The sequence below is a fragment of the uncultured Rhodococcus sp. genome (assembly GCF_963525155.1).
GTDB classification, from domain to species: Bacteria; Actinomycetota; Actinomycetes; order Mycobacteriales; family Mycobacteriaceae; genus Rhodococcus_F; species Rhodococcus_F qingshengii.
In genome coordinates this window covers 1-25,199 of record NZ_CAURKP010000034.1, presented here as the reverse complement: position 1 = coordinate 25,199, position 25,199 = coordinate 1, and the positions used below count along the sequence as shown (strand labels likewise).

Sequence of the window (25,199 nt, the reverse complement as noted above, 5' to 3'; positions counted from 1 at the left end):
CAGCAACTCGGCCGCGCAGGATTGTCTCCTACGCGGCCGAGCGCATTCGCGGATGAAGCAAGTATTCAGTTGACCTCGGCCAATTCCTTTTCTTCCTCAGCGCGCCTTTCACGCGCGGAGCTTCCCCGCAGCGACCTCCCACGTAGCAGCGGCGAGACGGTGATCGCCAAGCCCACCAACGCGACTCCGGTGACCAGGATCAGTCCGGGATGGAACTGTTCGAATCCGGCGGTACCGGCACCGGATGCGGTGTGCGATCCGGCGGTCACGAGGGCGGTAGTGAGAGCGAGTACGAGCGCCGCACCGACCTGAGCGGAGGTGTTCACCAGCCCGGACGCCAAACCCTGCTCCGAGTCGTCGACACCCGAGGTGGCCTGGGCCATGATCGAGGTGTAGCCCAACGCGAATCCGAGTCCGAGCAGGATGACGCTCGGCAGAATCGCCACGACGTACGACGGTGAGTCGCTGCCCGCGAAGAGGAACCAGAGGTACCCGACGCTGAGCGACGTCAGTGCCGCGATGATGAGCTTGGCACTGCCGTACAGGTCGACCAGCCGTCCGACGAACGGTGATCCGAAGGCGACGATGATGCCCGCGGGGAGCAGTGCCATCGCCATCTTCAGGGGCGACCAGCTGAGGGCCGACTGCAGGAAGATCGTCATCATGAACTGGAAGCTCAGGTAGGAACCGAAGAGTGCGATGATGGCCAGATTTGCACGAACGATGGTGCCGACGCGTAGAAGCCCAAGTCGCACAAGCGGATGTGCCACCTTCTTCTCCACGAAGAAGAACGTAGCCAGAAGCACGGCTGCGACGGCGAACGAACCCAGCGTCATCGGGTGTGCCCATCCACGGGTCGGAGCCGAAACCATCGTGTACACCGTGAGAAGCATTCCCGTCACCAGGGTGACGGCGCCGACGAGGTCGTGCCCCCCGGTATCTGCGGGACGGTCCCGCGGAATGAGGAAGTACCCACCGATCAGCGCGATGACGGCAAACGGAACCGGCATCAGGAACGTGAATCGCCAACCGGCACTGGTCAGCAGCCCACCGAGGATCAGACCGGACGAGTAACCACTGGCGCCGAACACGGAGAACACCGACAGGGCACGGTTACGGGCCGGACCTTCCTTGAACGTCGTGGTGAGAATGGACATTGCGGTCGGAGCGGTGAAGGCCGCTGCCAGTCCCTTCACGAATCGTGATGCGATCAGCAGTGTTCCGTTGTCGACAAGGCCACCGACCAGCGAGGCGATTGCGAAGACGGTCAGCGCGATCAGGAAGACCTTCCTGCGCCCGAGAAGGTCGGCGGTACGTCCACCGAGTAGCAACAGGCCGCCGAATCCGAGGACGTAGCCGTTGATGATCCACTGCAGCGAGGTAGTGGACAGGCCCAGTTCATTGCCGATGGACGGAAGAGCGACGCCCACCATCGACACATCGAGACCGTCGAGGAACAACACGAGGCAGAGCACCGCGAGGATGCCCCACAGCTTGAGGGACCAGCCCTCCCCTGTGGCCGGATCCGAGGATTCCGTAGAAACCGGGGCTTCCGGCGAATCGAATGGTTTGAGTGTCGAGTCTGTGCAAGTCACGTCAGCGAGAATAGATGCACATGCACATAATGCACAAGCATTTAATGCAATTGCACGTAATCGAGTCTTCAACTAGAATGCGGTCGTGACGTCGGAATCCGAATTGCGCAACACCTGGCGCTCGCTGTCGACCAGCTACAACGACATCGCGTGCGAACTCGATCGCCAGATGCAGTCGGCACATGGGCTGAGCATGAGCGACTTCGAGGCTCTCGACCGACTCATGGACGCCACGTGCGAACGTCCACGCATGCAGGAGCTTGCCTCGGAGATGTACCTGAGTCCCAGCGCGCTCTCCCGTAGCGTGGCCCGTCTCGAGAAGGCCGGACTGGTTCAGCGAGCACTGTGCGAGGCCGACCGGCGCGGAGTCTTCGTCGACGTCACCGACAAAGGACGTCAGGTACACGCGGACGCCAGCAAAATCCAACTGGCCGTACTGGATTCACGCCTGCGCGAGCAGTAGCCACACGTCAGCGGAGCACGACACAGCGCCCGGCCACCGGGCGAGGGTCGTTCCGGACTAGACTGAGCACATACCGACGCGCCTTTCTGTTGCCGTCGGCGATCGACAGCAGCGCAGCCAGCACGCTTTCACGCGGTCCTGGCCGAGGCAATCTGCCAGCGTTCCTGCGGCTTCTGCTAGTCCCTCAGGCTCCTGCCTGACATCTCTACCTGCTCCTATCGAGAGATACACAATTGAACAACGCACGCACCCTTGGAGTCATCGGACAGTCGAGCAAACCGGCAGAACGCCGGTTGCCGATCCATCCTGCGCATTTCGATCGCATCGATGCCGAACTACGTTCTCGGATCTACCTCGAAGAAGGCTACGGCCACCCCTTCGGCTACTCCGACGACTACCTCTCGCGCCTCGTTGCCGGAATCCGCACGCGCAAGCAGATTTTGGCGGAAACCGATGTGGTTCTGCTACCGAAGCCGTTGGTGCGTGACCTCGCCGAACTACGGTCAGGTCAGGTTCTCTGGGGCTGGCCGCACTGTGTCCAGGACACCGAACTGACACAGATCGCGATCGACAAGAAACTGACTCTCATCGCCTTCGAGGCCATGAACTTCTGGCACAGCGACGGATCGTTCAATCTGCATGTGTTCCACAAGAACAACGAGCTCGCCGGTTATTGCTCGGTACTGCACGCCCTGCAGTTGATCGGTTCCACCGGTGATTACGGCCGGCGTCTCACCGCTGCCGTGATCGGTTTCGGAGCCACTGCACGCGGCGCGGTCACAGCACTCAAGGCGCACGGTATCCACGAAGTGGACGTCCTCACCCAGCGTGGAGTCACCGCGGTCAGCTCCCCCATCCACTCGGCGCGCATGGTCTCGTTCGACAACAACAACGGTGACGTCCGTGGCAGCCACGTCATGCTCGACAACCACAGCGTGCCGGTGCCCGGCTTCTTGGCCGAGCACGACATCGTCGTCAACTGCGTACTGCAGAACACGGACGCCCCACTGACGTTCTTGACCGAGGAAGATCTCATGGACTTCCAACCGGGAAGCCTCATCGTCGACGTCTCGTGCGACGAAGGCATGGGGTTCAGCTGGGCTCGTCCCACCTCGTTCGCGGATCCGACCTTCATCGTCGGCGACAACATCACTTACTACGGCGTCGATCACAGCCCGTCGTACCTGTGGAACTCCGCGTCGTGGGAGATCAGCGAATCACTTCTTCCCTACCTGCCCACTGTGATGGCAGGAGAGACGGCCTGGAAGGCAGACGAGACCGTCGATCGGGCCATCGAAATCCGGGACGGCGTCATCGTGAATCCCGCCATCACACGTTTCCAGCACCGCTCGTCGGACTACCCGCACGCTGTCATCGCGGAGTAGGCGCCCCGATCAGGCCTGGCCGGCTGCCGCATTGATCGGCGCCATGTCGAAATAGTCGCGCCAGGCTTTGATCTTTCCGTCCTCGACTTCGAACACCCCCATGACCGGGAGCGCTACCTCGGCGCCGTTGATGGTGAAGACGTCGACGCGCTCGTTCATGACGGTGTTGCCGTCCGCGACCTGACGCTTGATCTGAAAGTCGATGTTGCCGAAGGCACCGACAAACTGCTCGATGAACGCCCGGACGGCCTCGCGACCGACCACGGGCTCCATCGGGATGTTGTGATAAACGACGTCATCGGTGAAGTAGTCGACGATCTTTGCAACATCGGCGTCTGCCCACAGCGCACAGAAATCGGTGATCAGTTTGTCCGATGTCATTGTGTTCCAGCCTCTTTCGAATCGTCTTCGTGGGGTTCGATGATTGCCAGGATGCTTTCGATCTCGCCTGCCGGTATCCCGAAGTACTCGGTCACGAAAACCGTGACGGCCGGTGCCTGGCCAGGTGTTCCGAGGTCGAGCAGATACCGGGCTACGACGCTCTCGCCCCACTCACGCAGCGCGAGTTCACGTATCGCCACGATTCCGCGATATTGCTGGCCTTGTTCGAGCTCGTTGCTGATGAAGGCGCCGCTGTCACCGGTTCGCTGACCGTTCTCGACCCGCCAGGCGTCGGCGGCGAAGCGGACCTTCGTTGCGTCATGAGTGAGCAATGCGTTCACGTATTCACGCGCCATGGCGACGCGTCCGCTGACCGCAGACTCCGTGGAGTGCTTGGCAATTGCGCCCAGGATCGACTCCGACAACTCAGGTCGGCAGATCACGAGATCCGGCAGGTACGGATGAGATTCGTTGTAGAGCAGCGGCGAACCGTCGATGCGGCTGCAATGCAGTCCCGCCGCCTGTGCGACGCCGACGGGTGCAGCCGAATCCCATTCCCACTGCCCACCGGCGTGCAGGTACGCGTCGACCTCGCCGCGCACCACCGCCATCGCCTTGGCGCCGGCCGATCCCATGTGCACCACGTCGGCGCCGAGTTCGGCTGCCACCGCTTCGGTGAATGCGGGTGGTCGCGATCCGCTGACTACTACGCGGAGCGGCGAGTTGGCGGCAACCGAAGCTGCCTCGTCGCCACTGGAGTACACCGCTCCGAGCGCCGGCTGAGCAACCGCAGCTGCGGTAATTCCGCGACCGCGCTCCCAAAGCGCCACGTGCACTGCCCAATCCGCATGATTCGGCAAGCCGTATTCCTTGGAGCCGTCCAGCGGATCGATGATCCAGACCCGAGCTGCATCCAGACGACTGCGATCGTCGGCAGATTCCTCAGAGAGCACGGCATCGCCCGGCCGCTCGGCAGCCAACCGGTCAAGGATGTAGGAATCGGCGGCCTTGTCGCCCCGGCGGCCCAGTTCACGACCGTCGTCGACACCCAGACCCTCGGCTCGGATCCCCAGGAGGATCGCACCGGCGGCCTGCGCCAATTCCGCCGCGAGTGCCTCGTCGGCGATTCTGCTGTGTGTGGATTCGCTCACCGGTCCAACACTTCCATAATTCGCAGCGCAAGTTCGGTAGGCGTTCCGTCTTCGGGTCTGATAACCAGCTCGGGACTTGTCGGAGCTTCGTAGGGATCGTCGACTCCGGTGAATCCCGTGATTTCCCCGGCCCTGGCCTTGGCGTACATGCCCTTGGGGTCTCGGGCTTCACATTGCTCGATCGGGGTGTCGACGTAGACCTCGACGAACTTCAGCCCGGCGGCCTCGTGCGCCGCCCGCACTCGATCACGATCTTCGCGGTACGGGCTGATCAGGCAGGCCACTGCCACTGCACCTGAATCAGCGAACAACTGCGCCACCGAGCCGACTCGGCGGACGTTCTCGGCGCGGTCATCGGCACTGAATCCCAGATCCGCGTTCAATCCGTGCCGGAGGTTGTCGCCGTCGAGGCGGTACGCCGGGATACCCGCGGCCACCAACCGCCGCTCGAGTTCCACCGCGATCGTCGACTTACCCGAGGCCGAGAGACCGGTGAGCCAGACGGTGGCGCCGGCAGTCGCACGTTCCTCGCGAGAAACCTCCGAACTGTGCCAGACGACGCGCGATTCCTTGAGTGTCGGACCATTGATCATTCCGGCGGCGACGGTATTGCCCGTGGTCTCGTCCACGAGAATGAAGCTGCCCGTCACGCGGTTGCGGCGGTAGGGATCGAACATCAACGGCTGCTGCGTCTTGATCGAGATGCGGCCGATCTCGTTGAGGGACAGAGATTCTGCCTTCTCGTCGCGGTGCAGAGAATTGACGTCCAGCCGGTAGTCGAGCTTGACGATCTGCGCTTTCGTGGAGCGCGTGGTGTGCAGCAACGAGTAGCGATTGTTCTCCGACAGAGTTGTCTGTTCGGTCAACCAACAGACCATCGCATCGATTTCCTGCCCGACCTGCGGCCGGTTGTTGAGCCGACACAATTGGTCCCCGCGGCTGACGTCGAGGTCGTCGGTCAGCTCGATGCATACGGCCGAGGGCGCAAACGCTTCGTCGATCACTTCACCGCCCGGCCCGTGGACTGCCTTCACCGTCGAGGTGAATCCTGAAGGCAAAGCCACGATTTCGTCGCCGGGCTTGAAGACGCCACTGGCCACCGTTCCGGCGTATCCACGGAAATCGTGGAGGTCGGCGTCGGTCTGCTTCTGCGGACGGATCACGTACTGCACCGGAAACCGAGCGTCGATCAAGTTGCGATCCGACGCGATGTGCACCTGCTCGAGATGGTGCAGCAGAGAAGGCCCGTCGTACCAGGACATGTTCTCGGTCCGGGCAACGATGTTGTCCCCCAACAGCGCCGAGACCGGAATGAACGTCAGGTCGTGGACGTCCAACTTGATCGCGAACTGTCGGAATTCTTCCTTGATCTCCTCGAACCGTTCCTGAGACCAGCCCACCAGGTCCATTTTGTTCACACACAGCACGAGGTGGGGTATCCCCAGGAGAGTGGACAAGAAGGCGTGCCGCCGCGTCTGTTCGAGCACCCCTTTGCGAGCATCCACCAGGATCAGGGCAAGGTCGGCCGTCGACGCGCCGGTCACCATGTTGCGGGTGTACTGCTCGTGCCCGGGAGTGTCCGCAATGATGAACTTCCGATGAGGGGTCGCGAAATACCGGTGGGCCACGTCGATCGTGATGCCCTGTTCACGCTCGGCGCGCAATCCGTCGGTCAGTAGCGCGAGGTTGGCGTACTCGTCGCCGCGTTCTCGACTGCTCCGTTCCACGGCCTCGAGTTGGTCCTCGAAGATCGACTTGGAGTCGTAGAGCAACCGGCCGATGAGTGTCGATTTTCCGTCGTCGACACTGCCCGCTGTAGCGACTCTCAGCAGTTGCGGCATCAGAAGTACCCCTCTTTCTTACGATCTTCCATGCCAGCTTCGGAAATCCGGTCATCAGCTCTGGTTGCGCCACGCTCCGTGATACGGCTCGCCGCAACTTCTTCCACGACAGCGGCCGGTGTTTCGGCCGACGATTCGACGCATCCGGTACACGTTGCGTCGCCGACCGTACGGAAGCGCACCAACGCCTCGTAGGACTCCTCGCCGGCACGAAGTTCGAGGAAGCGGGTGCGTGCCAACAACATTCCGTCGCGCGGAACCACTTCGCGACGATGGGCGTAGTAGATGCCGGGAAGGTCGATCCGTTCCTTCTCGATGTACTGCCAGATGTCGAGCTCTGTCCAGTTGGAGAGCGGGAAGATCCGAATGTGTTCACCCTTACGGTGTTTGCCGTTGTACAGGTTCCACAGTTCAGGTCGCTGTACCTTGGGATCCCACTGCCCGAACTCGTCCCGGAAGCTGAACACCCTCTCTTTGGCGCGCGCCTTCTCCTCGTCTCGGCGAGCACCACCGAACACGGCGTCGAACTTGTTGTCGCGAATTCCGCGCAGCAACGCGTGCGTCTGCAGGCGATTGCGACTGGAACCGACTCCGGTGTCCTCGATGACGCGTCCGGCGTCGATGTCGTCCTGCACACTGGAGACGACAAGACGCAGGTTGAAGCGATCGACCGTGCGGTCGCGGAACTCGATCACCTCGTCGAAATTGTGACCGGTGTCGACGTGCATCACGGCGAACGGCAATGGAGCAGGCCAGAATGCCTTGGCCGCTACGTGCAGCATCACGACGGAATCCTTACCTCCGGAGAACAGGAGGACCGGCTTTTCGAAAGTCGCTGCGACTTCGCGGAAAATATGGACCGCCTCCGCTTCGAGTGCCCGCAAATGCGACAACTCGTAGGCGGGCGGGGTCTGGAGTGTTGCCATGTCTTTCGCTCCTGAGCATCACGTACTCCGTGCGGAACACCATTTCCGCATCGGTACATTTATGTACCGGACTGGTTCTAAATTGAACGCAATCACAGAATAGAACTCGTTCTACCCAAAGGTCAATGACCGGCAATCAGACGTCACAGACCGCGAACCGGACTCCTGCCACCAACTTCCGCCGTCACCGCATCCGCCGCCGCAACCAGCGCCGCGGCGCGGTGCTCGATCTCGGCACCCGTGATCGCCCCACCCACATACAGAGTGAGCACAAGGGCCTGATGCCCCTCGGCGTCATAGGTCGGGGCGGCAATGAGACTCACCGGATGCTCGTCGTCAGAGCTGATGTCGCGTCCGAGATACACCCTCTCGCCCAGGCTCGACACCATCTCACCGAGCAGTTCACGCACCTCCGGCGGAAGATCGTGCGTCGCAACGCCCGCCATCAGCGTGTGCAGTCGCTGCCCGACGGGATCCAGACTCTCGACCAGATACCCCGCAGCGCGACACTCGCGGACCACGTTCCACAGACGCTCGCGATCCAAGCGCACCGGCAGGCTTGGCTCTTTGCTCAGCCAACTGTCCATGTCGTGATCCGAACCCCAGAGGACGTACATCAGTCCGACCGGTGGAGCGAACGGGTACACCTGACCGACCTTGGCGGCGCGACGCGCGCCGATCGGTCCGGTCACTTCGAGAACGCTGATCTGATCACCGATCACACCGGACGCCGTGCACGTCGTCCCGAACTCCGTGCTCACTTTCTCCAGATGGGTGCGGGCAATGGGTCCGACGGCAAATCCCCGCTGAGCTGCACGTCCGGCCGCTATCAAGGCCGGACCGAGCCCATAGGTCTTCGACACCTCGTCCCGAGTCAGGTATCCACGATCAGCCAGCGCCGTGAGGATTCCCAAGCAGGTGGGCTTGCTGATCTCGAGCGCGCGGGCCAGTTCCGACAGCCCGAACCGCTGATCAGGGCGGCCGACGAGGTAGTCGAGCACCTGAACCACCCGTTCGGTGGGAGGCGATTGTCTCCCCCTCGGGCGTCCCTCTTCAGGCCTCTTCTCCGGTCCACCCATTGACCACTCCCTAGAACGCGTTCTATTGTCGAAATACCCAACATCTACCAAATAGGTACATATTTGTACCACGACGCTCTGGACCGGCGACATAGTCGGAACTGTGAGGAGCCAGCGTGCTGACGGACCCGTTTGCCGAGGCGATCGCCGAAGCCGAGAAATTGATCGAGACTGCGCCGCACATCAGATCCGAACAGGATCTACTGGAGGGATACCAATATCTGGCCGGCGGAATCATCGCGACGACGCATGCCGCCTGGGCCGGCGAAAAGACCCATCCGAGTTTCATCCAGGGCACCGGACCATTCACCAAGATGGGTCTCGACAACCCGGACACCCTCTACTTCGGCGCCCGTATCAACGACGACAAGGAATACAAGGTCACCGGAAAGCGCGGCACCACAGCCGATCTCAGCTTCCAGGTGTTGAGTGGGAACTACACCAACTCGAACGTTCCCGGAAGCGAAATTGCCTTCGACGACCGCGAGCTGGAGATAGACGACGACGGCAACTTCGTCGCTTGGTTCGGCCCCGGCCCCGCCGACGGACGAGCCAACTACTACACCCTGGCCCCCGGATCCTCGCAGCTGGTCGTTCGCGAGGTCTACAGCGACTGGAGTCAGCAGCGCGGCGTGATCCGCATCGAGCGCACCGATTCGATCGGGATCGCCCCGCCACCTCTCACCGCCGAAGAGACCGAGAAGCGTTACGCCCGGGCTGGGAAGGCACTGGTCACGCGGGTCAAGACGTGGCTCCAGTTCCCGGAGTGGTTCTACCTCAAGCTCACGGTCAACACCATGACCGAACCACGCCTGACACCGGGCGGGCTGGCAACGCAGTACTCGTCGGTGGGACATTACGAACTCACCGACGAGCAGGCGATGATCATCACCGTTCCCGCCTCCGACGCACCGTATCTCGGCTTCCAACTGGGGAGCCTCTGGTACATCTCACTGGACTACGTCAATCATCAGACCTCCCTCAACAACGGCCAGGCACAGGTCGATCCGGACGGGATGGTTCGAATGGTGGTCAGCGAGAAGAACCCCGGTGTCACCAACTGGATCGAAACCGTCGGACATCCGCGCGGCATTCTGCAGTTCCGTTGGCAGCGCGTGTCCCGCGAGCTGACGCCGCAGGACGGTCCCACCGTCGAAATCGTCGCCGTCGCAGATATTGCGAAGCACCTGCCGCATTTCGACACCAACGCCATCACCGCCGAGGACTGGGCAGCACGCATTGCCCAGCGCCAGGCCGCCATCGACAACCGAATGCTGGGGTAATCATGACCGCCTTGCTCGAAGACCGTGTAGTAGTCATCTCCGGAGTCGGCCCGGCACTCGGCCGCGCTCTGGCCCTTCGATGTGCGTCGGCCGGCGCGAGTCTTGTTCTCGCAGCACGTACGCAATCGCGACTCGACGACGTTGCGAAGGAAATAGTCGATGCCGGTGGGCGCGCCGTCACCGTTGCCACCGACATCACCGACCAGGCTTCCGCCGAGAATCTGGTGGCCGAGTCCATTGCCGCCTACGGCAAAGTGGACACTCTGATCAACAATGCATTCTCGATTCCGTCGATGAAACCGTTGGCTCGCACCGATTACCAGCACATCCGCGACAGCATCGAACTGACCGTACTGGGTGCGTTGCGCCTGACTCAGCTGTTCACGCCAGCACTTGCCGAGTCGGACGGCTCCGTGGTGAACATCAATTCGATGGTGTTGCGGCATTCGCAAGAGCGTTACGGCAGCTACAAGATGGCGAAGTCGGCCCTGCTCGCCATGTCGCAGTCCCTGGCCACCGAACTCGGCCCGCAGGGAATTCGTGTCAATTCGATTGCACCCGGCTATATCTGGGGAGACACCCTCAAGGGATACTTCGCGCACCAGGCGGAGAAGTTCGGCATGACCGTCGAGCAGATCTACGAGCACACTGCGTCGAACACCGACCTCAAGCGCCTGCCGACGACGGATGAAGTATCCGACGCGGCGATCTTCCTGGCGTCTCCGATGGCCAGCGCGATCACCGGCCAATGCATCGACGTCAACTGCGGCGAATTCCATCACTAGGAGCACCATGACTGAACGCACTCACGTCGGCACCGTCGAGGATCTCCACGCCTCGGCGACACGGATGACCGGACTGACGGACTTCGGCGTCGACGATTACACCGAAGCTCTGTCGGTCCTGCTCGAGTCCTACGACCGTGACGAGGATCTGACGCCCTTCGGCAGCAAGATCTCTCGGGTATTCCTTCGAGGCGCCCTGGTGGCACGTCTGCTCAGTGAATCTGCATGGAAGGAGCATCCGGAGCACGCCGACGTCAAGATCGAGCGGCCGATCTTCGTCACCGGATTGCCACGCACGGGCACCACTGCCTTGCACCGCCTCCTCACGGTCGACCCGGCTCACCAGGGCCTCGAGATGTGGCTGACCGAGTTCCCTCAGCCTCGCCCGCCTCGCGATACGTGGGAATCGAACCCGGTCTTCGCCAAGATCGAGGAGACATTCGGTCAACACCACGTCGAGCATCCCGAATTCATGGGCGTGCACTACATGTCGGCCAGCGAAGTCGAAGAATGTTGGCAACTCTTGCGTCAGACGTTCAAGTCCGTGTCGTACGAGTGCCTGGCAAATCTACCCACGTACTCCGCATGGCTGAAGGACCAGGAGTGGTCGAACGCCTATGCACGACACAAGAAGAACCTGCAGCTGATTGGTCTGCCCGATCAGGATCGACGGTGGGTCCTCAAGAACCCGAGCCACCTGTTTGCGCTCGACGAATTGATGGAGGCGTACCCCGACGCTCTCGTCATTCAGACTCACCGCTCCCCTACGACGATCATTCCGTCGGTGTGCAGCCTGGCCGCCCAGGCTACAGAGGGTTGGTCGAACACTTTCACCGACAAGGTGATCGGCGAAAGTCAGCTCGAATTGTGGGCCAGGGGGCTCGAGCAGTTCGACAGTGCACGCGCACACCACAATCCCGCACAGTTCATCGACGTCGACTATCAGGACTTCGTCACCGATCCGCTGGGAACCGTCGAGAACATCTACACGCATTTCGACATCCCGTTGACATCTACCGCCCAGCAGTCGATGGAGGCCATGCACGAGGAAAGCCGCTCGGGTGCTCGCAAACCGTCGCACAAGTACACGCTCGAGGAGTTCGGCCTGACGAAGGAGCAGGTGGAAGAGCGATTCGGAGCTCGCTGACCACGGTTGGTCGACGACCTTGCTGACGACTGAAGCCCCCGCCGAACGACGGGGGCTTCAGTCGGAAACTCGGTCAGCTGCTGAAATGCTCACCGAGCAACCGATCCAACTCCGTCGGCGCCTCGTCGGGGATCCAGTGGCTCACACCCCGGAGAACTTCGAACCGGTACGGACCGTCGACAAACGCGGGGGTGAGCGCAGACCCTTTGGGTCCGATGGCGGCGTCGCCGTCACTCCAGACGTGCAGGGTCGGCACGGTGACCCTGGCAGTTGCGGGGTTCGGCTTGGTCATCCACATCGCGCGGTACCAGTTCAGACCGCCGCGTAGCCGTCCGGGAGCCAGCATGGCGTTCAGATCGCGCCGCGCGTTCTCCGGCGTCTGCCCGCTCGAAATCAGGAACTTTTCACCTGCCGACGTGGAGGACAGGATCTTCTCGGGGACGAAGGGCAATTGGAACGCCCCCATGTACCACGACTTCAGTCCCTGTGTGCTGGTCACCATCGCCTTGACGAACGCCAGTGGGTGCGGAACCGACACCGCGGTCACGGTATCGAGCAAGTCCGGCCGTTCGGCGGCCACCTGCCATGCGACTGCGGCACCCCAGTCGTGGCCGACCAGGTGCACTTTGCCCACCCCGAGTGCGTCGATCAGTGCGACAGTGTCAGCGGCGAGTTCGGACCCGCGGTACGCCCAGCGCGCTTTCGGCCGCGCGCCGGGTGAGTACCCTCGCTGATCCGGTGCGACGGTCCGGAAGCCGCGGGTGTGCAGCAGCGGTGCGAGCTGATCCCACGAGCTCGAATCCTGCGGAAATCCGTGCAGGAGAACCACCACCGGACCGTCTGCCGGACCTTCGTCGCGTACGTCGAAGGTCAGCCCGGTCCGGGAGTACGAGGTGAGGCGATCCGCCGGTGAAGTCATAGCGCCACGCTAGTCTTCGCGACACCCGTAACCGGAGCCTTTTCGCCGGCGCGCAGGAATTGACCCGTCTTTTCGGTTCCGAATCCCGGGGCGAATTCGCCGTCGCTGTAAACGAGTCGGCCGTTGATCACGGTCGCGACGGCTGCATCGTCACTGCGGTTGACCATCCGGCTGATTCCGCCGTACTCGGGGACGATTGCCTCGAACAACCCGTCGACCGACTCGTCGAGCCCGGCCGGGTCGATGACAACGAAGTCCGCACGGTCACCCTGGCGTAGATGCCCGGCATCGATTCCGTACCAGTCCGCCAGTTCGCCGGTCAGGCGGTGGATTGCGCGCTCGATGGTCAGGAACGGCTTGCGGTCACTCTGAGCGTCTTTGACGCGCTTGAGGAGTCGCACCGGGTAGTTGTAGAACGCCATGTTGCGCAGATGCGCACCGGCATCGCCGAAGCCCATCTGTACGCCGGAACTCGCGGCGAGTTTCTTGGCGAACTTGGGACGATGATTTGCAATGGTGGTGCGCCAGCGAAGATCTCGCCCGTACTTGACCACCAAGTCGAGGTACGCGTCCACCGGGTGCACTCCCCGGATGTCTCCGACCTGACCGAAGTTCTTGCCGATCAACGTCTCGTCCGGGCAACCGACGATGACGGCGTCGTAGAAATTGCGGTGCCAGATGCGGGGTGAGAACTTGTTGTCGTAGTCCTTGCGGAATGCGCGGCGGTACGACTCGTCCTGGAGCAGCTTGTTGCGCTCCACCTGGTCCTTGAGATGCAACGCGGCGGCGCCGGCACCGAACTCCTCGAACACGACGAGGTCGATACCGTCTGCGTAGACCGTGAAGGGAACCGGAAGGTGCTGCCACTTGAAATCGGTCTTGGCGAAACGGTTCAGCAGTGGGGCCGCAGCGAGCATGAAGTACACGATCACCGGGTAGGCCTTCGAATCCGCACCGGAGAGCAGCGAAGTCTTGAGCGGCTTCTTACGTCCGATCGCAGAACTCTCGGCGAAGAACGCCGCGACGTTCGGATGCAGGTTGATGGTCGGAGCGCTCTGCAAGATCTTTCCGCGATCACGAAGAATACGGTTGAGGAATCGGAACTCCTTCCACCGCGCGTACGTCGACGGCAAAGAGCGAGAACGGTATTCGTCGCCGTCGATCTTGTCGAGGGCATTGGTCATCGACGACAGACCCAGCATCCCCGCATCGATGGCGTCCTCGAGCATCGAGCCCATCCGGCCGAGTTCCGAGCGAGTCGGCTTGACCTTCTTGTCGGTACCGCGCCCCAGTCCGAGTACGTGCGTGCGGATATCGGAATGACCGATGAAGGCCGCGACATTGGGTCCGAGGGGAAGGGCTTCGAGGGCGGCGGTGTACGCCGCGGGACCGGTCCAGGTCTTGTTCGCTTCGAGGATGCGCAGCACTGCGTCGTGGGGAACTGCTTCGACCCGGCTGAACAGATCCGCGATCTCGCGCGGCGTCGAATACACCGTCGACAGCGAGCAATTGCCGAGCACGACCGTCGTGACGCCGTGGCGAACCGATTCCGGAAGCCCTGGACTGACCAAGGCTTCGGCGTCGTAGTGCGTGTGGACGTCGACAAAGCCGGGGAGAACCCATTTGCCGGCCGCGTCGATCACTTCTGTGTCCGGCCCGATCTCGAGGCGCGTCGTGGACACCTCCGCGACCACGCCGTCTCGAATTCCGAGATTTCGACGCAGACCTGGAGCCCCCGTCCCGTCGAACCACAACCCGTCGTTGACCACGATGTCGAAAGCAGACACTGTCGGACTCCTCGCCTCACGTATGTGTTACCTCACGTTATAGACAGCGTTGAGTAAAAGTCAATGAACCTTTCGAACCAATACATAAGATGACGGAATGGCTGCAGTCCCCCGCTCCCCCGAAGACCGTCAGAGGCAAATCCTCGAGGTGGCAGTACACATGTTGCGGACCGAGCCTTTCGACCAACTGTCGATGGATCGCGTCGCAGCCGAGGCCGGTGTCTCACCGCCACTGCTGTTCCACTACTTCAAGAACAAGAAGGGTTTCCAGAACGCCATCCTCGAGGCCGCCTCGGCCGATCTCGAAGATCGAATGCGACCGGATCCCGAGCTACCCATCACGTCCCAGCTGCGCTCAGGTATCGAGACATTCGTCGACGCCGTTATCGAGCACCCCACCATTTACCTCGCCGTGATGCGTATGGCCGGCAGTGGCGACGTCCGAATGCGCACGATCTACCGAGGCATGCGCCGCACTTTCACCACGTGGATTGTCGCTGCGCTGACGAATCTAGGCATCGAATCGAACGCGACCGTGGAGGCGACAATCGCCGGGTGGCAGGCATTCATGGAGGAAATCGTCGTCAACTGGATCGACGAGCCGACGCTCGAGCGAGGCGAAATGGTCGACCTCTGCGAACGAATCTTCTACCACTGCCTACCGGCAGCGGGCATCAGCGTGGAGCAAATAGTGGCAGCCACCGTTGTCGCGACGGCCAGTGAGTCCGGCGCAACACAACTGTGATCTTCGCGCCGGGGTTTCACAGGTGGTCACGATTGGGTATCTTGCTTGCAGTGGCGCTGGACCACGACCCCAACATATGAAGGATCCAACATGGAGTCTGTCGAAAACGTATTGCCCGCTGGCGTCAAGCTCGAAGACGTCTTGAGTGTCCTCAAGGTCGCAGTTGCGGGCATCGGCCTCATCAGCGCACTGTCGGCATTCAGCTGATCGCAAAGCGTCATCGACAGGCCGGACTTCGGGGAGTCCGGCCTGTTTTTTGTTTGCGTTCCTGAACAATCCGTGAACTTTTCAGCAACTTCAGCGCAAATCGGTCATTTCGACCCAAACAAGCGTCCAGTTTGCTAATTTGTGTCTGCGACACAAGGTCGTACAGAAACACCACGCAGACACAACCTTGTACATACACACCTGTACATACGACACGGAGGACCGAAACATGGGTTCCATCAACACCCTCAGCGCCGTCATCGACATCATCAAGGTCGTCCAGCCGTTGATCGCCAAGCTCAACCTCAGCTGAATCACTTGCACCACACCCCTGCCAGGGCGTAACTCGAAATGGGGCCGACAATGTCGGCCCCATTTTCCGTAGGTGCTCTATCTCAGCCGAGTGCCTTCTTGATCTCTCCTGCCAGCGCCGAGGCCAGTTGCGGCGGCACCGCATTGCCGATCATCGTGCGCACCGCTCCCCACTTGCCCTCGAAGACGTAGTCGTCGGGAAAGGTCTGGAGGCGAGCAGCTTCTCGAACGGTCAACGATCGCGTGTGTTTCGGATGCACGTTGCGTGAAGCCGAGATCATCCCGAAAGTGGTTCCGACCGTGGACGCCGGCTCGTCCCACCGCAATCGCTTGTACGTCGTGTTGTACCCGGACGACGGTCGCATGGCCGGATCTTCGTTGTCGTGCGCCGACATTCCCTCCGGCACATCGCGCAGCCACCGCAAGACGTGCTCGGGATGCTCGACGGCCCAGTGCAGCGGGTCCGTCTCGCAAGCCTGCCCGGATTCCAGCGGGGCCAGATCGACGGTGGCATCGCGAAAAGTCCTCAGCGGCGCAACACCATTCACGCCGTGAGTCTTCGGCGGAAAACGCAGCGGCCCGATACCACTGTCGCGGCGGGTCGCCACGATGAACACTCGTTCCCGGAACTGCGGCACTCCGTAATCCTGCGCATTCACCGTGTTGACCGAGGCGTCATAACCGCATGCAGCCATCTCGCCGAGAATCCGGTCGACGACCATCCCACCGTCCGGGTCCTTCATGCTGAGCAGCAGTCGCACGTTCTCCATCACCAAGACCTTCGGCTTCACCAGTTCGGCGAGCTCGAGCAGGTTCCGGAAGAGATGGTTGCGCGGATCGGCGCGGTCGCGTCGGCCGGCGAGACTGAAACCCTGACACGGCGGCCCCCCGGCCAACACATCGATATTCACCTGTGCCAGAAGATCTTTCACACGGGCTTCGTCGATCGCCCGGATGTCCTCACCGAGGCACTTCGCGCCGGGGAAGTTCCGATCGAAGGTCGCGCGCGCCTCCGGCACGACTTCGATGTATCCCTCCACCGAAAACCCCGCCATCCGAAAGCCTTCGGCCATACCGCCACAACCGGAGAACGCCGTCAATACGGTGGGGCCACCGTTTCCTGCCCCCGCGACCGCACGCCTGGCCACCGAGGCGGGGTCGTTGACCGGTGTCGCTCGACGCGCACGGGTACTACCGCTCGATCGCTTCCGGGGGGCTGCGTACGTGCCCTCACGCTTGGCCGCTTCCAACGCGGAGAGGGCCGTGAGGACTGCTCGCTCAACCAGCGGCTTCGGATATGCCTTGTCGAGTTCCCACGCGGAGACGACTGCTGACGAGACTCCCGCTTGGCGGGCGAACTGGAACTGACTGATTCCCACGTGCAAGCGCCGCGATCGCAGGTCCTGTCCCGAAATCAATTCAGTGCCTCACTCATGTGGTCCGCTCGCTCCGGCAGCCCAGACTATCGCAGCCGACCCCGCGAACCGGGACCACACAAGAGAGACCGGCAGGCGATATGCCTGCCGGTCTCCGACACGAGCGGATGACGGGACTCGAACCCGTGTGAACGGCTTTGCAGGCCGGTGCCTAGCCACTCAGCCACACCCGCGTCAGTGAGTAACTCTGCCCTGAGTGACGATCTCGAACCACAGTTCCGCTCAGCATGATTCGAGTGCAATCCCACCAACTGTTCCAGTCTCTGGGAAAACCGTGAGCCCTTCGGGAACAAATCGGTCAGTCTCGATGCTGACTCCCTCGGTGGGCGCAGGTCATTCGATTGCGGCCCGACTTTCGACCGAACGACCGAGCAGTTCGCCAGACCAAGACAACCCAGAAGGTTTCATGAGTGCCGAGAACACCGCCATCGCCCCGCCTGTGAAGGCAGCTCCGCTCTTGGAGACGGCCCCGCTGGATACGAGCAGTGTCGACCGCAAGCCGAGCGTCGGGAAGATTCTTGCCCTCGGTTCCATGACCGCGCTCGGGCCCTTCACCATCGACATGTACCTGCCCGCGCTGCCGGATATCGGCGCCGATCTCGGAGTCTCGTCGTCAACGGTTCAGCTGACGATCACCGGAACTCTCATCGGCCTCGCACTCGGACAGCTGTTGGTCGGGCCGCTCTCGGACACTCTCGGCCGCAAAAAGCCGCTGCTTGCCGGAATCGGCGTCCATATCCTGGCTTCGCTGCTGGCGGTCTTCGCACCGAGCATCGCGGTCCTCGGCATCCTGCGGGTTTTCCAGGGCATGGGCGCGGCGGCCGCGGCAGTGGTCACCATGGCGATCGTGCGCGACCTCTACAGCGGTAACACCGTTGCCGTCGTGATGAGCCGGCTGATGCTCGTGCTCGGCGTTGCGCCGATCCTGGCGCCCAGCATCGGTGGCGCCCTCCTCGTCGCCCTCGACTGGCGCGGGATCTTCGTCGTCCTGGCACTGATCGGCGTCGGCACAGCGATGATCGGTGCGTTCGGACTCTCCGAAACACTGCCGAAGGAAAAGCGTCGCCCGAGCGGATTGACGTCGGTTCTCCGAACCTACGGTTCGCTGCTCGGCGACCGCACGTTCATGGTCCTCACGCTCGTCTCCAGCGTCGGCATGGCGTCGTTGTTCGCGTATGTCTCGGGCGCGTCGTTTGTCTATCAGGATCAGTACGGCCTCAATCAGCAAGAGTTCGCACTGCTCTTCAGTGCGGGCGCTATCGCGTTGATCGGCGCTTCCCAGGTCAACGTCCGACTGCTCGACCGGTGGACTCCTCAGCAGATCACCAAGTGGGCCCTCGTGGCTGCCGTTGTCTCCGGGGCCGTCGTCATTGCTGTCGCGGTCCTGGAACTGGGCGGGCTCGCCGGATTCGTGATCGCACTGTGGGTCATGGCCGGTGCCATCGGGTTCGTTCTGCCCAACGCCCCGGCACTGGCGCTCGCTCGTCACGGCGAAGCGGCCGGTACTGCCGCCGCAATGCTCGGGGCATTCCAGTTCGGCGTCGGTGCGGCCATCGCGCCGGCAGTCGGCCTACTGGGAAACACGAGCACAGCCCTGGCCGTCACGATGACGGCGTGTGTGTCGCTCGGCCTGATCGCTCTTCTGGCTACGACCCGAAAGAGTGAATCGGTCTAACCGGCAGCGGAGAACCACTCGCTGTAGAAGGTGGCAAGTCCCAGGACGCACGAGATCGCGACGAAGATCCAGAATCTTGCGATCACGACGGTTTCCGGCCAACCGAGTAACTCGAAGTGATGATGGATCGGGGCCATCTTGAATACGCGTCGACCGGACGATCGGAAGACCAGAACCTGGATGATCACCGACAGGATCTCAGCGACGAACAGGGCGCCGATGATGACCATCAGCAGCTCGGTGTGCGTCGTGACGGACAGGCCGACAACCAGGCCGCCGAGTGCCAAGGAGCCGGTGTCGCCCATGAAGATCTGAGCCGGGGCGGCATTCCACCAGAGGAAGCCGAGGCACGCCCCGCCTGCGGCGGCAGCGACGATCGCTAGATCGAGAGGGTCACGAACGTCGTAGCAACCGGCGGCAGGCTCGAGGACACACGAGTTCCGGTACTGCCAACCGGCGATGACGACGTAGGTCCCCAGGATCATGCCCATCGAACCGGCCGCGAGACCGTCGAGGCCGTCGGTGAAATTGACGGCGTTGGACCAGGCGAACACCAGAATGCAGAAGAAGACCACAAAGCCGATGGCACCCATGGAGAACACCGAGATGTCACGAACATGGGACAGGTACTGGCTTCCGGGAGTGACTCCGTTGTTGTTGGAGAACTGCAGGAACAAAATGCCGAAGATGATGGCACTCGCCAGCTGACCGACGGTCTTCGCTGTCTTGTTGAGCCCGAGATTGCGCTTCTTACGGATCTTGATGAAGTCGTCGAGAAAGCCGACGATTCCCAGTGACGTGGCGAGCGCGAGAACCAGCCAACCGGATGCAGACAGCCGCGGTAGCCGCGAGCCGAATCCGATGATGTGTGCCGCCAGGTAGCCCGCCCACATGCCGGCGATGATCGCGATCCCGCCCATCGACGGGGTGCCACGCTTGCCCTGATGACTCTGCGGACCCTCGATCCGAATCTCGTGCCCGAGCCCCTGCCGCGAAAGCACACGAATGAGAAACGGAGTCAGGAAGAGCGCGACGAACAACGAGACGCCACCCGCTACGAGGATTGAAATCACCCGTGGGACTCTACAGACGTAAGCGGCTGCGACACACAATCAGACAAGGCACCCGACCGCTTGCCAGCATGGGATGATCGAACTTATGTCTCCCCCCGCGCCGCTCCCCCTCGACCCCATCGAAGAGGCGCATCGTCAGTGGACGAAGCACGGTTGGAGCGATGTCGCCGACGGTATGGCTGCGGTCACGTCGGTGATGCGTGCGCAGCAGATCATGATGGCGCGGGTCGAAGAGGTACTCAAGCCTCTCGGGCTGACCTTCGCCCGCTACGAACTGCTGACGCTTCTCACCTTCACCAGGTCGGGCGCACTCCCGATGGCCAAGGCAAGTGCCCGACTCCAGGTTCACCCCACCAGCGTCACCAATGCCGTCGACCGTTTGGAGAAAGCGGAGTTGGTCAGGCGGGTCCCGCATCCCAGCGATCGCCGTGCAACGCTCATCGAGATCTCGGACGCCGGTCGCGCACTGGCCCTCGAAGCGACCGAAATGCTCAACAGCAAGGTGTTCGCTCACCCCGGACTCCAGCAGGACAAGCTCGAGCAATTGGTGACGATCCTCACTGAACTTCGCAAGACTGCGGGTGACTTCGACACCGGCGGCGCACCGACCAAGTGGTGAACCGACCACCCGTACACACAAAGAAACTGCCCTCACACTCTCGACGAGTGTGAGGGCAGTTTCAGCGCTGTTGAAATTCGGCGCTGTTGAAATTCAGCGATGCTTGAATTCTGCCGACCGCTTCTCCACGAACGCGGTCATGCCTTCCTTCTGATCCTCCGTCGCGAAGGTCGAGTGGAACACCCGACGCTCGAAGCGGACGCCCTCGGCGAGGGTGGTCTCGAAGGAGCGGTTGACTGCTTCCTTGGCCATCATCGCAATCGGCAGCGACATCTCGGCGATGGTGGTTGCGGTCTTCAAGGCATCGTCGAGCAGATCGGCGGCCGGAACGATCCGGGCAACCAGGCCTGCACGTTCGGCTTCTTCTGCGTCCATGTTGCGGCCGGTGAGGCACAGCTCCATGGCCTTGGCCTTGCCCACGGCGCGCGTAAGGCGCTGCGAGCCACCGATACCCGGAATGACACCGAGCTTGATCTCGGGCTGGCCGAACTTCGCGGTATCCGAAGCGATGATGAAATCGCAGAGCATCGCAAGCTCGCAGCCACCACCGAGCGCGTATCCGGAGACGGCGGCGATCAGCGGCTTACGAGCTGCTGCGACGCGGTCCCACGGGGTGAAGAAATCCTCGACGTATGCGTCCATGTACGTCTTGGACTGCATTTCCTTGATGTCGGCACCGGCGGCGAAGGCGCGCTCGGAACCGGTGATCAGGATGGCTCCGATGCCGTTGTCCGCTTCGAGGTCGGCAACCGCGGCGACGACCTCGTTCATCAGCTCGGAGTTCAGCGCGTTGAGAGCCTTCGGGCGGTTGAGCGTGATGACGCCGACGCGACCCTTACGCTCGAGGATGATGGTGTTGAAGTCGGTCACTACTGTCCTTCGGTCGAACGGTCACGGATGTCGTTGATGATGGCAGAGAAGTCCTGACCGCCACCGCCCGCGGCATGGAAGCGACTGTAGAGTTCGGCTGCCTTGAGTCCGATCTCCGCATCGACGCCGTTGTTGCGCAGCGCATTTGCTGCCAGACCCAGGTCCTTGTCCATCAGTGCAACAGCAAAGCCGGGCTGGTAGTCGTTGTTGGCCGGGCTGGTGGGCACAGGTCCCGGAACCGGGCAGTTGGTGGTCAGTGCCCAGCACTGTCCCGAGGCGTTGGACGCCACGTCGAAGAGCGCCTGGTTGCTCAGGCCGAGCTTTTCGCCCAACACGAACGCCTCGCTGATCGCGATCATCGAAATGCCGAGGATCATGTTGTTGCAGATCTTGGCTGCCTGGCCGACACCGGCGTCGCCGCAGTGAACGACCTTGCGGCCCATCACGTCCAGCAACGGTGACGCGGCTTGGAAGTCAGCCTCGGAACCGCCGACCATGAATGCCAGCGTGCCTGCGGTAGCTCCGACGACTCCACCGGAGACCGGTGCGTCGACGCTGCGGTGACCGGCTGCTTCGGCCTTGTCGTGCGCCTCGCGGGCGTCGGCGACGTCGATGGTGGAACAGTCGATGAACAGCGTGCCCGGTGTTGCCACCGGCAGCAGCTCTTCGTACAGACCCAGAACATGCTTACCGCTCGGCAGCATCGTGATCACGACGTCGGCACCGCGAACGGCGTCGACCGCCGAATCCGCCACCGATGCACCGTCTTTGACTGCCTGCTCCAGCGCCGCAGGTGCCAGGTCGAAACCGACGACCTTGTGTCCGGCCTTGACGAGATTGGCCGCCATCGGGCCACCCATGTGACCGAGTCCGATAAATCCAATGGTGCTCATTAGTGATGCTCCTTCGGCGGTGATCAGTTGCCTTGCGGTTGAGGGGCGAGTCCGAGCTCGTTGTCGCCCAGCGGGGCGAAGTAGGCGTCGACGGATTCTGCCGTGACGTCGTCGAGAGTTGCCGGCAACCACTTCGGGTTTCGGTCCTTCTCCACGACCTGGGCGCGAATGCCCTCGACCAGATCGTGTGAGGCGAGCGCAGCGGTCGAGACCCGGAACTCCTCGTTGAGGACTTCTTCCAAGCTTGCTGCTTCCTTGGCATGCCGCAGAGATCGCAGGGTCACCGACAGTGCAATCGGGGACTTGCCGAGAATCTGCTCCGCTGCCTTCTCAGCTTCGGGGATTCCACTTGCGCGAAGACGCTCGACGATGGTGGATACGTCGTCGGCGGAGTACGCGGCGTCGATCCAGCTCTGCTGGGCCAACAGTTCCGACACCGGAGCCGGCTCCGCGTACTGCGCCACGGCGTCGGCAACCGAAGACGACGCGAGTGCGGCGATGAACGTCTCGATGTTCTCCGACGGGATGAAGTGGTCAGCGAAACCTGCTGCGATGGCATCGCCGGCGCTCAGTCGTGCCGTGGTGAGCGCGATGTGCGTCCCGAGTTCACCGGGAGCACGCGAGAGCAGGTAAGTTCCGCCAACGTCTGGAATGAAACCGATTCCGGTCTCGGGCATTCCGATCATCGAGCGCTCGGTCACGATGCGAATGTCGCCGTGTGCGGACACTCCGACGCCACCGCCCATGACGATCCCGTCCATGATCGCGACGTACGGCTTCGGGTAGTTCGCGATCTCGGAGTTGAGGATGTACTCCTCACGCCAGAAGTCGAGCGAACCGGTCTTGCCGTCCTTGGCGTCATGGTAGATCGAGACGATGTCGCCGCCGGCGCACAGACCACGCTCGCCGGCGCCCGTGAGTACGACTGCCTTGACGTCGTCGTCGGACTTCCATTCCTCGAGGGCCTTGGCCATCGCCTTGACCATCGAGTGGTTGAGGGCATTGATCGCCTTGGGACGGTTGAGAGTGATGAGCCCCAGTCCGTCACGCTTTTCGATCAATACCTCGAGCTCGTCGCTCATGCTGCTCCCTGCTTTCCCTGACCTGATGCGACCACGCTGCGGGCGATGACCACCCTCATGATCTCGTTGCTGCCTTCGAGGATCTGATGAACCCGAAGATCGCGGACGATCTTCTCGATCCCGTACTCAGCAAGATAGCCGTACCCGCCGTGAAGCTGGAGGGCCTTGTTGGCTACGTCGAATCCGGTGTCGGTGGCAAAGCGCTTGGCCATCGCACACAACTCCACGACGTCGGACGCTCCGTCTTCGAGTGCGGCAGCGGCGCGCCACAGCAACGTCCTGGCCGCTTCGAGTTCGGTACGCATGTCGGCGAGCTGGAACTGCAGGGCCTGCGACTCGATCAGTGCCGAACCGAAAGCTTTGCGGTCCACCAGATATGCGACTGCCTTCTCCAGCGCTGCCTGGGCCCCACCAACCGAACAGGCGGCGATGTTCAGCCGGCCGCCGTTGAGACCTTTCATGGCGATGCGGAATCCGCTGCCCTCTTCACCGAGCATGTTGGCGGCAGGAACTCGCACGTCTTCGAAGATCACCTGACGGGTGGGCTGCGCGTTCCAGCCCATCTTGATCTCGTTGGCACCGAACGACAGTCCGGGCGAATCCTTGGGCACGATGAACGCCGAGATCCCCTTGGCACCGGCAGATCCGGTGCGTGCCATCACGACGTACACGTCGGAAGTGCCTGCGCCGGAAATGAACTGCTTGACGCCGTTGAGGATGTAGTCGTCGCCGTCACGAACGGCCTTGGTGCTCAAGCCCGCAGCATCGGAGCCAGCGCCGGGTTCGGTGAGGCAGTAGCTGCCCAGTTGATCCATCGAGCAGAGTCCGGGAACCCACTTGTGGCGCTGTTCGTCGTTGCCGAACTGGTCGATCATCCACGTGACCATGTTGTGGATGGAGATGTACGCGGCGATCGACGGATCGCCCTTGGCCAGCTCTTCGAAGATCCGGGCAGCGTCGACGCGACTCAGCTCACTGCCACCCACGTCTTCACGAATGTAGATACCGCCCATTCCCAGGGACGCCGCCTTACGGAGGACGTCCACCGGGAAATGCTTGGTCTGATCCCACTCCACTGCGTTGGGCGCCAGATGCTCGGCCGCGAAGTCGCGGGCAGTGTCACGAATCGCCCGCTCGTCATCGGTCAGAGTAAACATGGAAAGTGTTCCGATCAGTTCATCGTGGGGATGACGAAGTGGTTGGTCTCTTCCTTCTTGCCGGAAGGCCAGCGCTGCGTCACGGTCTTGGTCTTGGTGTAGAAGCGGAAGGAGTCGGGACCGTGCTGGTTCAGGTCACCGAATCCGGAGCGCTTCCAGCCACCGAAGGTGTGGTACGCGATCGGGACCGGGATCGGCACGTTCACGCCGACCATGCCGACGTTGACGCGAGCGGTGAAGTCACGCGCGGTGTCGCCGTCGCGGGTGAAGATGGAGACGCCGTTGCCGTACTCGTGTTCGGTCGGAAGACGCAGTGCCTCTTCGTAATCGGCAGCGCGGACCACCTGAAGGACGGGTCCGAAGATCTCTTCCTTGTAGATGCGCATGT

The 25,199-nt window shown here is 62.1% G+C and carries 24 protein-coding genes and 1 tRNA gene; 9 read left to right on the top strand and 16 right to left on the bottom strand.

Going from position 1 to position 25,199, the window contains the following annotated elements:
• Positions 1-65 precede the first annotated feature (65 nt).
• The gene (locus RWT78_RS10315) at positions 66-1,595 is read right to left on the bottom strand and encodes an MFS transporter (protein WP_314675523.1); all 1,530 of its coding nucleotides are present in this window, start codon (positions 1,593-1,595) and stop codon (positions 66-68) included.
• An 85-nt stretch (positions 1,596-1,680) separates the two neighbouring features.
• Here RWT78_RS10315 and RWT78_RS10310 point away from each other — a divergent pair, with 85 nt between their 5' ends.
• Positions 1,681-2,058 carry a MarR family winged helix-turn-helix transcriptional regulator gene (locus RWT78_RS10310; RefSeq protein ID WP_003941367.1) on the top strand — a complete coding sequence of 126 codons (378 nt, stop codon included), beginning with the start codon at positions 1,681-1,683 and terminating at the stop codon, positions 2,056-2,058.
• 233 nt (positions 2,059-2,291) lie between these two features.
• Positions 2,292-3,443, top strand: a complete 1,152-nt coding sequence (locus tag RWT78_RS10305; RefSeq protein ID WP_007726175.1) for a N(5)-(carboxyethyl)ornithine synthase — start codon at positions 2,292-2,294, stop codon at positions 3,441-3,443.
• A 9-nt stretch (positions 3,444-3,452) separates the two neighbouring features.
• On the opposite strand, the gene RWT78_RS10300 is transcribed toward RWT78_RS10305, so the two are convergent.
• The 5 genes from RWT78_RS10300 to RWT78_RS10280 form a co-directional block, all read right to left on the bottom strand.
• The gene (locus RWT78_RS10300; RefSeq protein ID WP_007726173.1) at positions 3,453-3,824 is read right to left on the bottom strand and encodes a limonene-1,2-epoxide hydrolase family protein; all 372 of its coding nucleotides are present in this window, start codon (positions 3,822-3,824) and stop codon (positions 3,453-3,455) included.
• On the bottom strand, positions 3,821-4,975 hold the full coding sequence (locus tag RWT78_RS10295) for a 3'(2'),5'-bisphosphate nucleotidase CysQ (protein ID WP_003941396.1): 1,155 nt from the start codon (positions 4,973-4,975) through the stop codon (positions 3,821-3,823). The genes RWT78_RS10300 and RWT78_RS10295 overlap by 4 nt, the downstream gene beginning before the upstream one ends.
• Positions 4,972-6,816 carry an adenylyl-sulfate kinase gene (cysC, locus tag RWT78_RS10290; RefSeq protein ID WP_314675522.1) on the bottom strand — a complete coding sequence of 615 codons (1,845 nt, stop codon included), beginning with the start codon at positions 6,814-6,816 and terminating at the stop codon, positions 4,972-4,974. Before cysC ends, RWT78_RS10295 begins: the two co-directional genes overlap by 4 nt.
• Positions 6,816-7,742: a sulfate adenylyltransferase subunit CysD gene (gene cysD / locus RWT78_RS10285; protein WP_019749195.1), complete on the bottom strand. Its 927-nt coding sequence runs from the start codon at positions 7,740-7,742 to the stop codon at positions 6,816-6,818. The genes cysC and cysD overlap by 1 nt, the downstream gene beginning before the upstream one ends.
• Before the next feature lie 143 nt (positions 7,743-7,885).
• Positions 7,886-8,821 carry a helix-turn-helix domain-containing protein gene (locus RWT78_RS10280; protein ID WP_219468454.1) on the bottom strand — a complete coding sequence of 312 codons (936 nt, stop codon included), beginning with the start codon at positions 8,819-8,821 and terminating at the stop codon, positions 7,886-7,888.
• A gap of 116 nt (positions 8,822-8,937) precedes the next feature.
• Here RWT78_RS10280 and RWT78_RS10275 point away from each other — a divergent pair, with 116 nt between their 5' ends.
• The 3 genes from RWT78_RS10275 to RWT78_RS10265 are packed head-to-tail and all read left to right on the top strand — an operon-like array spanning position 8,938 to position 12,036.
• A complete protein-coding gene (locus RWT78_RS10275) occupies positions 8,938-10,104 on the top strand; it encodes a hypothetical protein (protein ID WP_064075259.1) in 1,167 nt (388 codons plus the stop codon).
• 2 nt (positions 10,105-10,106) lie between these two features.
• On the top strand, positions 10,107-10,889 hold the full coding sequence (locus RWT78_RS10270) for an SDR family oxidoreductase (protein WP_007726165.1): 783 nt from the start codon (positions 10,107-10,109) through the stop codon (positions 10,887-10,889).
• A 7-nt stretch (positions 10,890-10,896) separates the two neighbouring features.
• Positions 10,897-12,036: a sulfotransferase gene (locus tag RWT78_RS10265; RefSeq protein WP_007726163.1), complete on the top strand. Its 1,140-nt coding sequence runs from the start codon at positions 10,897-10,899 to the stop codon at positions 12,034-12,036.
• Positions 12,037-12,109: 73 nt separating this feature from the next.
• On the opposite strand, the gene RWT78_RS10260 is transcribed toward RWT78_RS10265, so the two are convergent.
• Positions 12,110-12,955: an alpha/beta fold hydrolase gene (locus RWT78_RS10260; protein ID WP_314675521.1), complete on the bottom strand. Its 846-nt coding sequence runs from the start codon at positions 12,953-12,955 to the stop codon at positions 12,110-12,112.
• Positions 12,952-14,742, bottom strand: a complete 1,791-nt coding sequence (locus RWT78_RS10255; RefSeq protein ID WP_314675520.1) for an amidohydrolase family protein — start codon at positions 14,740-14,742, stop codon at positions 12,952-12,954. Before RWT78_RS10255 ends, RWT78_RS10260 begins: the two co-directional genes overlap by 4 nt.
• A gap of 97 nt (positions 14,743-14,839) precedes the next feature.
• Between RWT78_RS10255 and RWT78_RS10250 the strand changes: the two genes are divergently transcribed.
• Both RWT78_RS10250 and RWT78_RS10245 read left to right on the top strand, forming a co-directional pair.
• Positions 14,840-15,487, top strand: a complete 648-nt coding sequence (locus tag RWT78_RS10250; RefSeq protein ID WP_042923173.1) for a TetR/AcrR family transcriptional regulator — start codon at positions 14,840-14,842, stop codon at positions 15,485-15,487.
• A gap of 394 nt (positions 15,488-15,881) precedes the next feature.
• Positions 15,882-16,007: a hypothetical protein gene (locus tag RWT78_RS10245; protein WP_003941303.1), complete on the top strand. Its 126-nt coding sequence runs from the start codon at positions 15,882-15,884 to the stop codon at positions 16,005-16,007.
• A gap of 82 nt (positions 16,008-16,089) precedes the next feature.
• On the opposite strand, the gene dcm is transcribed toward RWT78_RS10245, so the two are convergent.
• Together dcm and RWT78_RS10235 are read right to left on the bottom strand one after the other, a co-directional pair.
• On the bottom strand, positions 16,090-17,385 hold the full coding sequence (dcm, locus tag RWT78_RS10240) for a DNA cytosine methyltransferase (protein ID WP_314675518.1): 1,296 nt from the start codon (positions 17,383-17,385) through the stop codon (positions 16,090-16,092).
• A gap of 159 nt (positions 17,386-17,544) precedes the next feature.
• Positions 17,545-17,615 (bottom strand) — tRNA-Cys (locus RWT78_RS10235).
• A 233-nt stretch (positions 17,616-17,848) separates the two neighbouring features.
• Between RWT78_RS10235 and RWT78_RS10230 the strand changes: the two genes are divergently transcribed.
• The gene (locus tag RWT78_RS10230) at positions 17,849-19,117 is read left to right on the top strand and encodes a multidrug effflux MFS transporter (RefSeq protein ID WP_100084653.1); all 1,269 of its coding nucleotides are present in this window, start codon (positions 17,849-17,851) and stop codon (positions 19,115-19,117) included.
• Here RWT78_RS10230 and mraY read toward each other — a convergent pair.
• A complete protein-coding gene (gene mraY, locus RWT78_RS10225; RefSeq protein WP_003941316.1) occupies positions 19,114-20,190 on the bottom strand; it encodes a phospho-N-acetylmuramoyl-pentapeptide-transferase in 1,077 nt (358 codons plus the stop codon). The two genes, RWT78_RS10230 and mraY, sit on opposite strands and share 4 nt — an antisense overlap.
• Positions 20,191-20,275: 85 nt before the next feature.
• Between mraY and RWT78_RS10220 the strand changes: the two genes are divergently transcribed.
• Complete coding sequence (locus tag RWT78_RS10220; protein ID WP_020970065.1) at positions 20,276-20,809, top strand: MarR family winged helix-turn-helix transcriptional regulator; 534 nt, start codon at positions 20,276-20,278, stop codon at positions 20,807-20,809.
• 93 nt (positions 20,810-20,902) lie between these two features.
• Here RWT78_RS10220 and RWT78_RS10215 read toward each other — a convergent pair whose 3' ends face one another.
• From RWT78_RS10215 to RWT78_RS10195, 5 genes are all read right to left on the bottom strand, one after another.
• Positions 20,903-21,679, bottom strand: a complete 777-nt coding sequence (locus RWT78_RS10215) for an enoyl-CoA hydratase (protein ID WP_003941374.1) — start codon at positions 21,677-21,679, stop codon at positions 20,903-20,905.
• Positions 21,679-22,572 carry a 3-hydroxyisobutyrate dehydrogenase gene (gene mmsB, locus RWT78_RS10210; RefSeq protein ID WP_003941308.1) on the bottom strand — a complete coding sequence of 298 codons (894 nt, stop codon included), beginning with the start codon at positions 22,570-22,572 and terminating at the stop codon, positions 21,679-21,681. Before mmsB ends, RWT78_RS10215 begins: the two co-directional genes overlap by 1 nt.
• Positions 22,573-22,595: 23 nt before the next feature.
• Positions 22,596-23,654 carry an enoyl-CoA hydratase/isomerase family protein gene (locus RWT78_RS10205; protein ID WP_042923165.1) on the bottom strand — a complete coding sequence of 353 codons (1,059 nt, stop codon included), beginning with the start codon at positions 23,652-23,654 and terminating at the stop codon, positions 22,596-22,598.
• A complete protein-coding gene (locus RWT78_RS10200) occupies positions 23,651-24,811 on the bottom strand; it encodes an isobutyryl-CoA dehydrogenase (protein WP_064075262.1) in 1,161 nt (386 codons plus the stop codon). The genes RWT78_RS10205 and RWT78_RS10200 overlap by 4 nt, the downstream gene beginning before the upstream one ends.
• A gap of 14 nt (positions 24,812-24,825) precedes the next feature.
• Positions 24,826-25,199, bottom strand: a 374-nt coding sequence (locus RWT78_RS10195; protein ID WP_314675517.1) for an aldehyde dehydrogenase family protein, incomplete at its 5' end; no start/stop codon positions are given.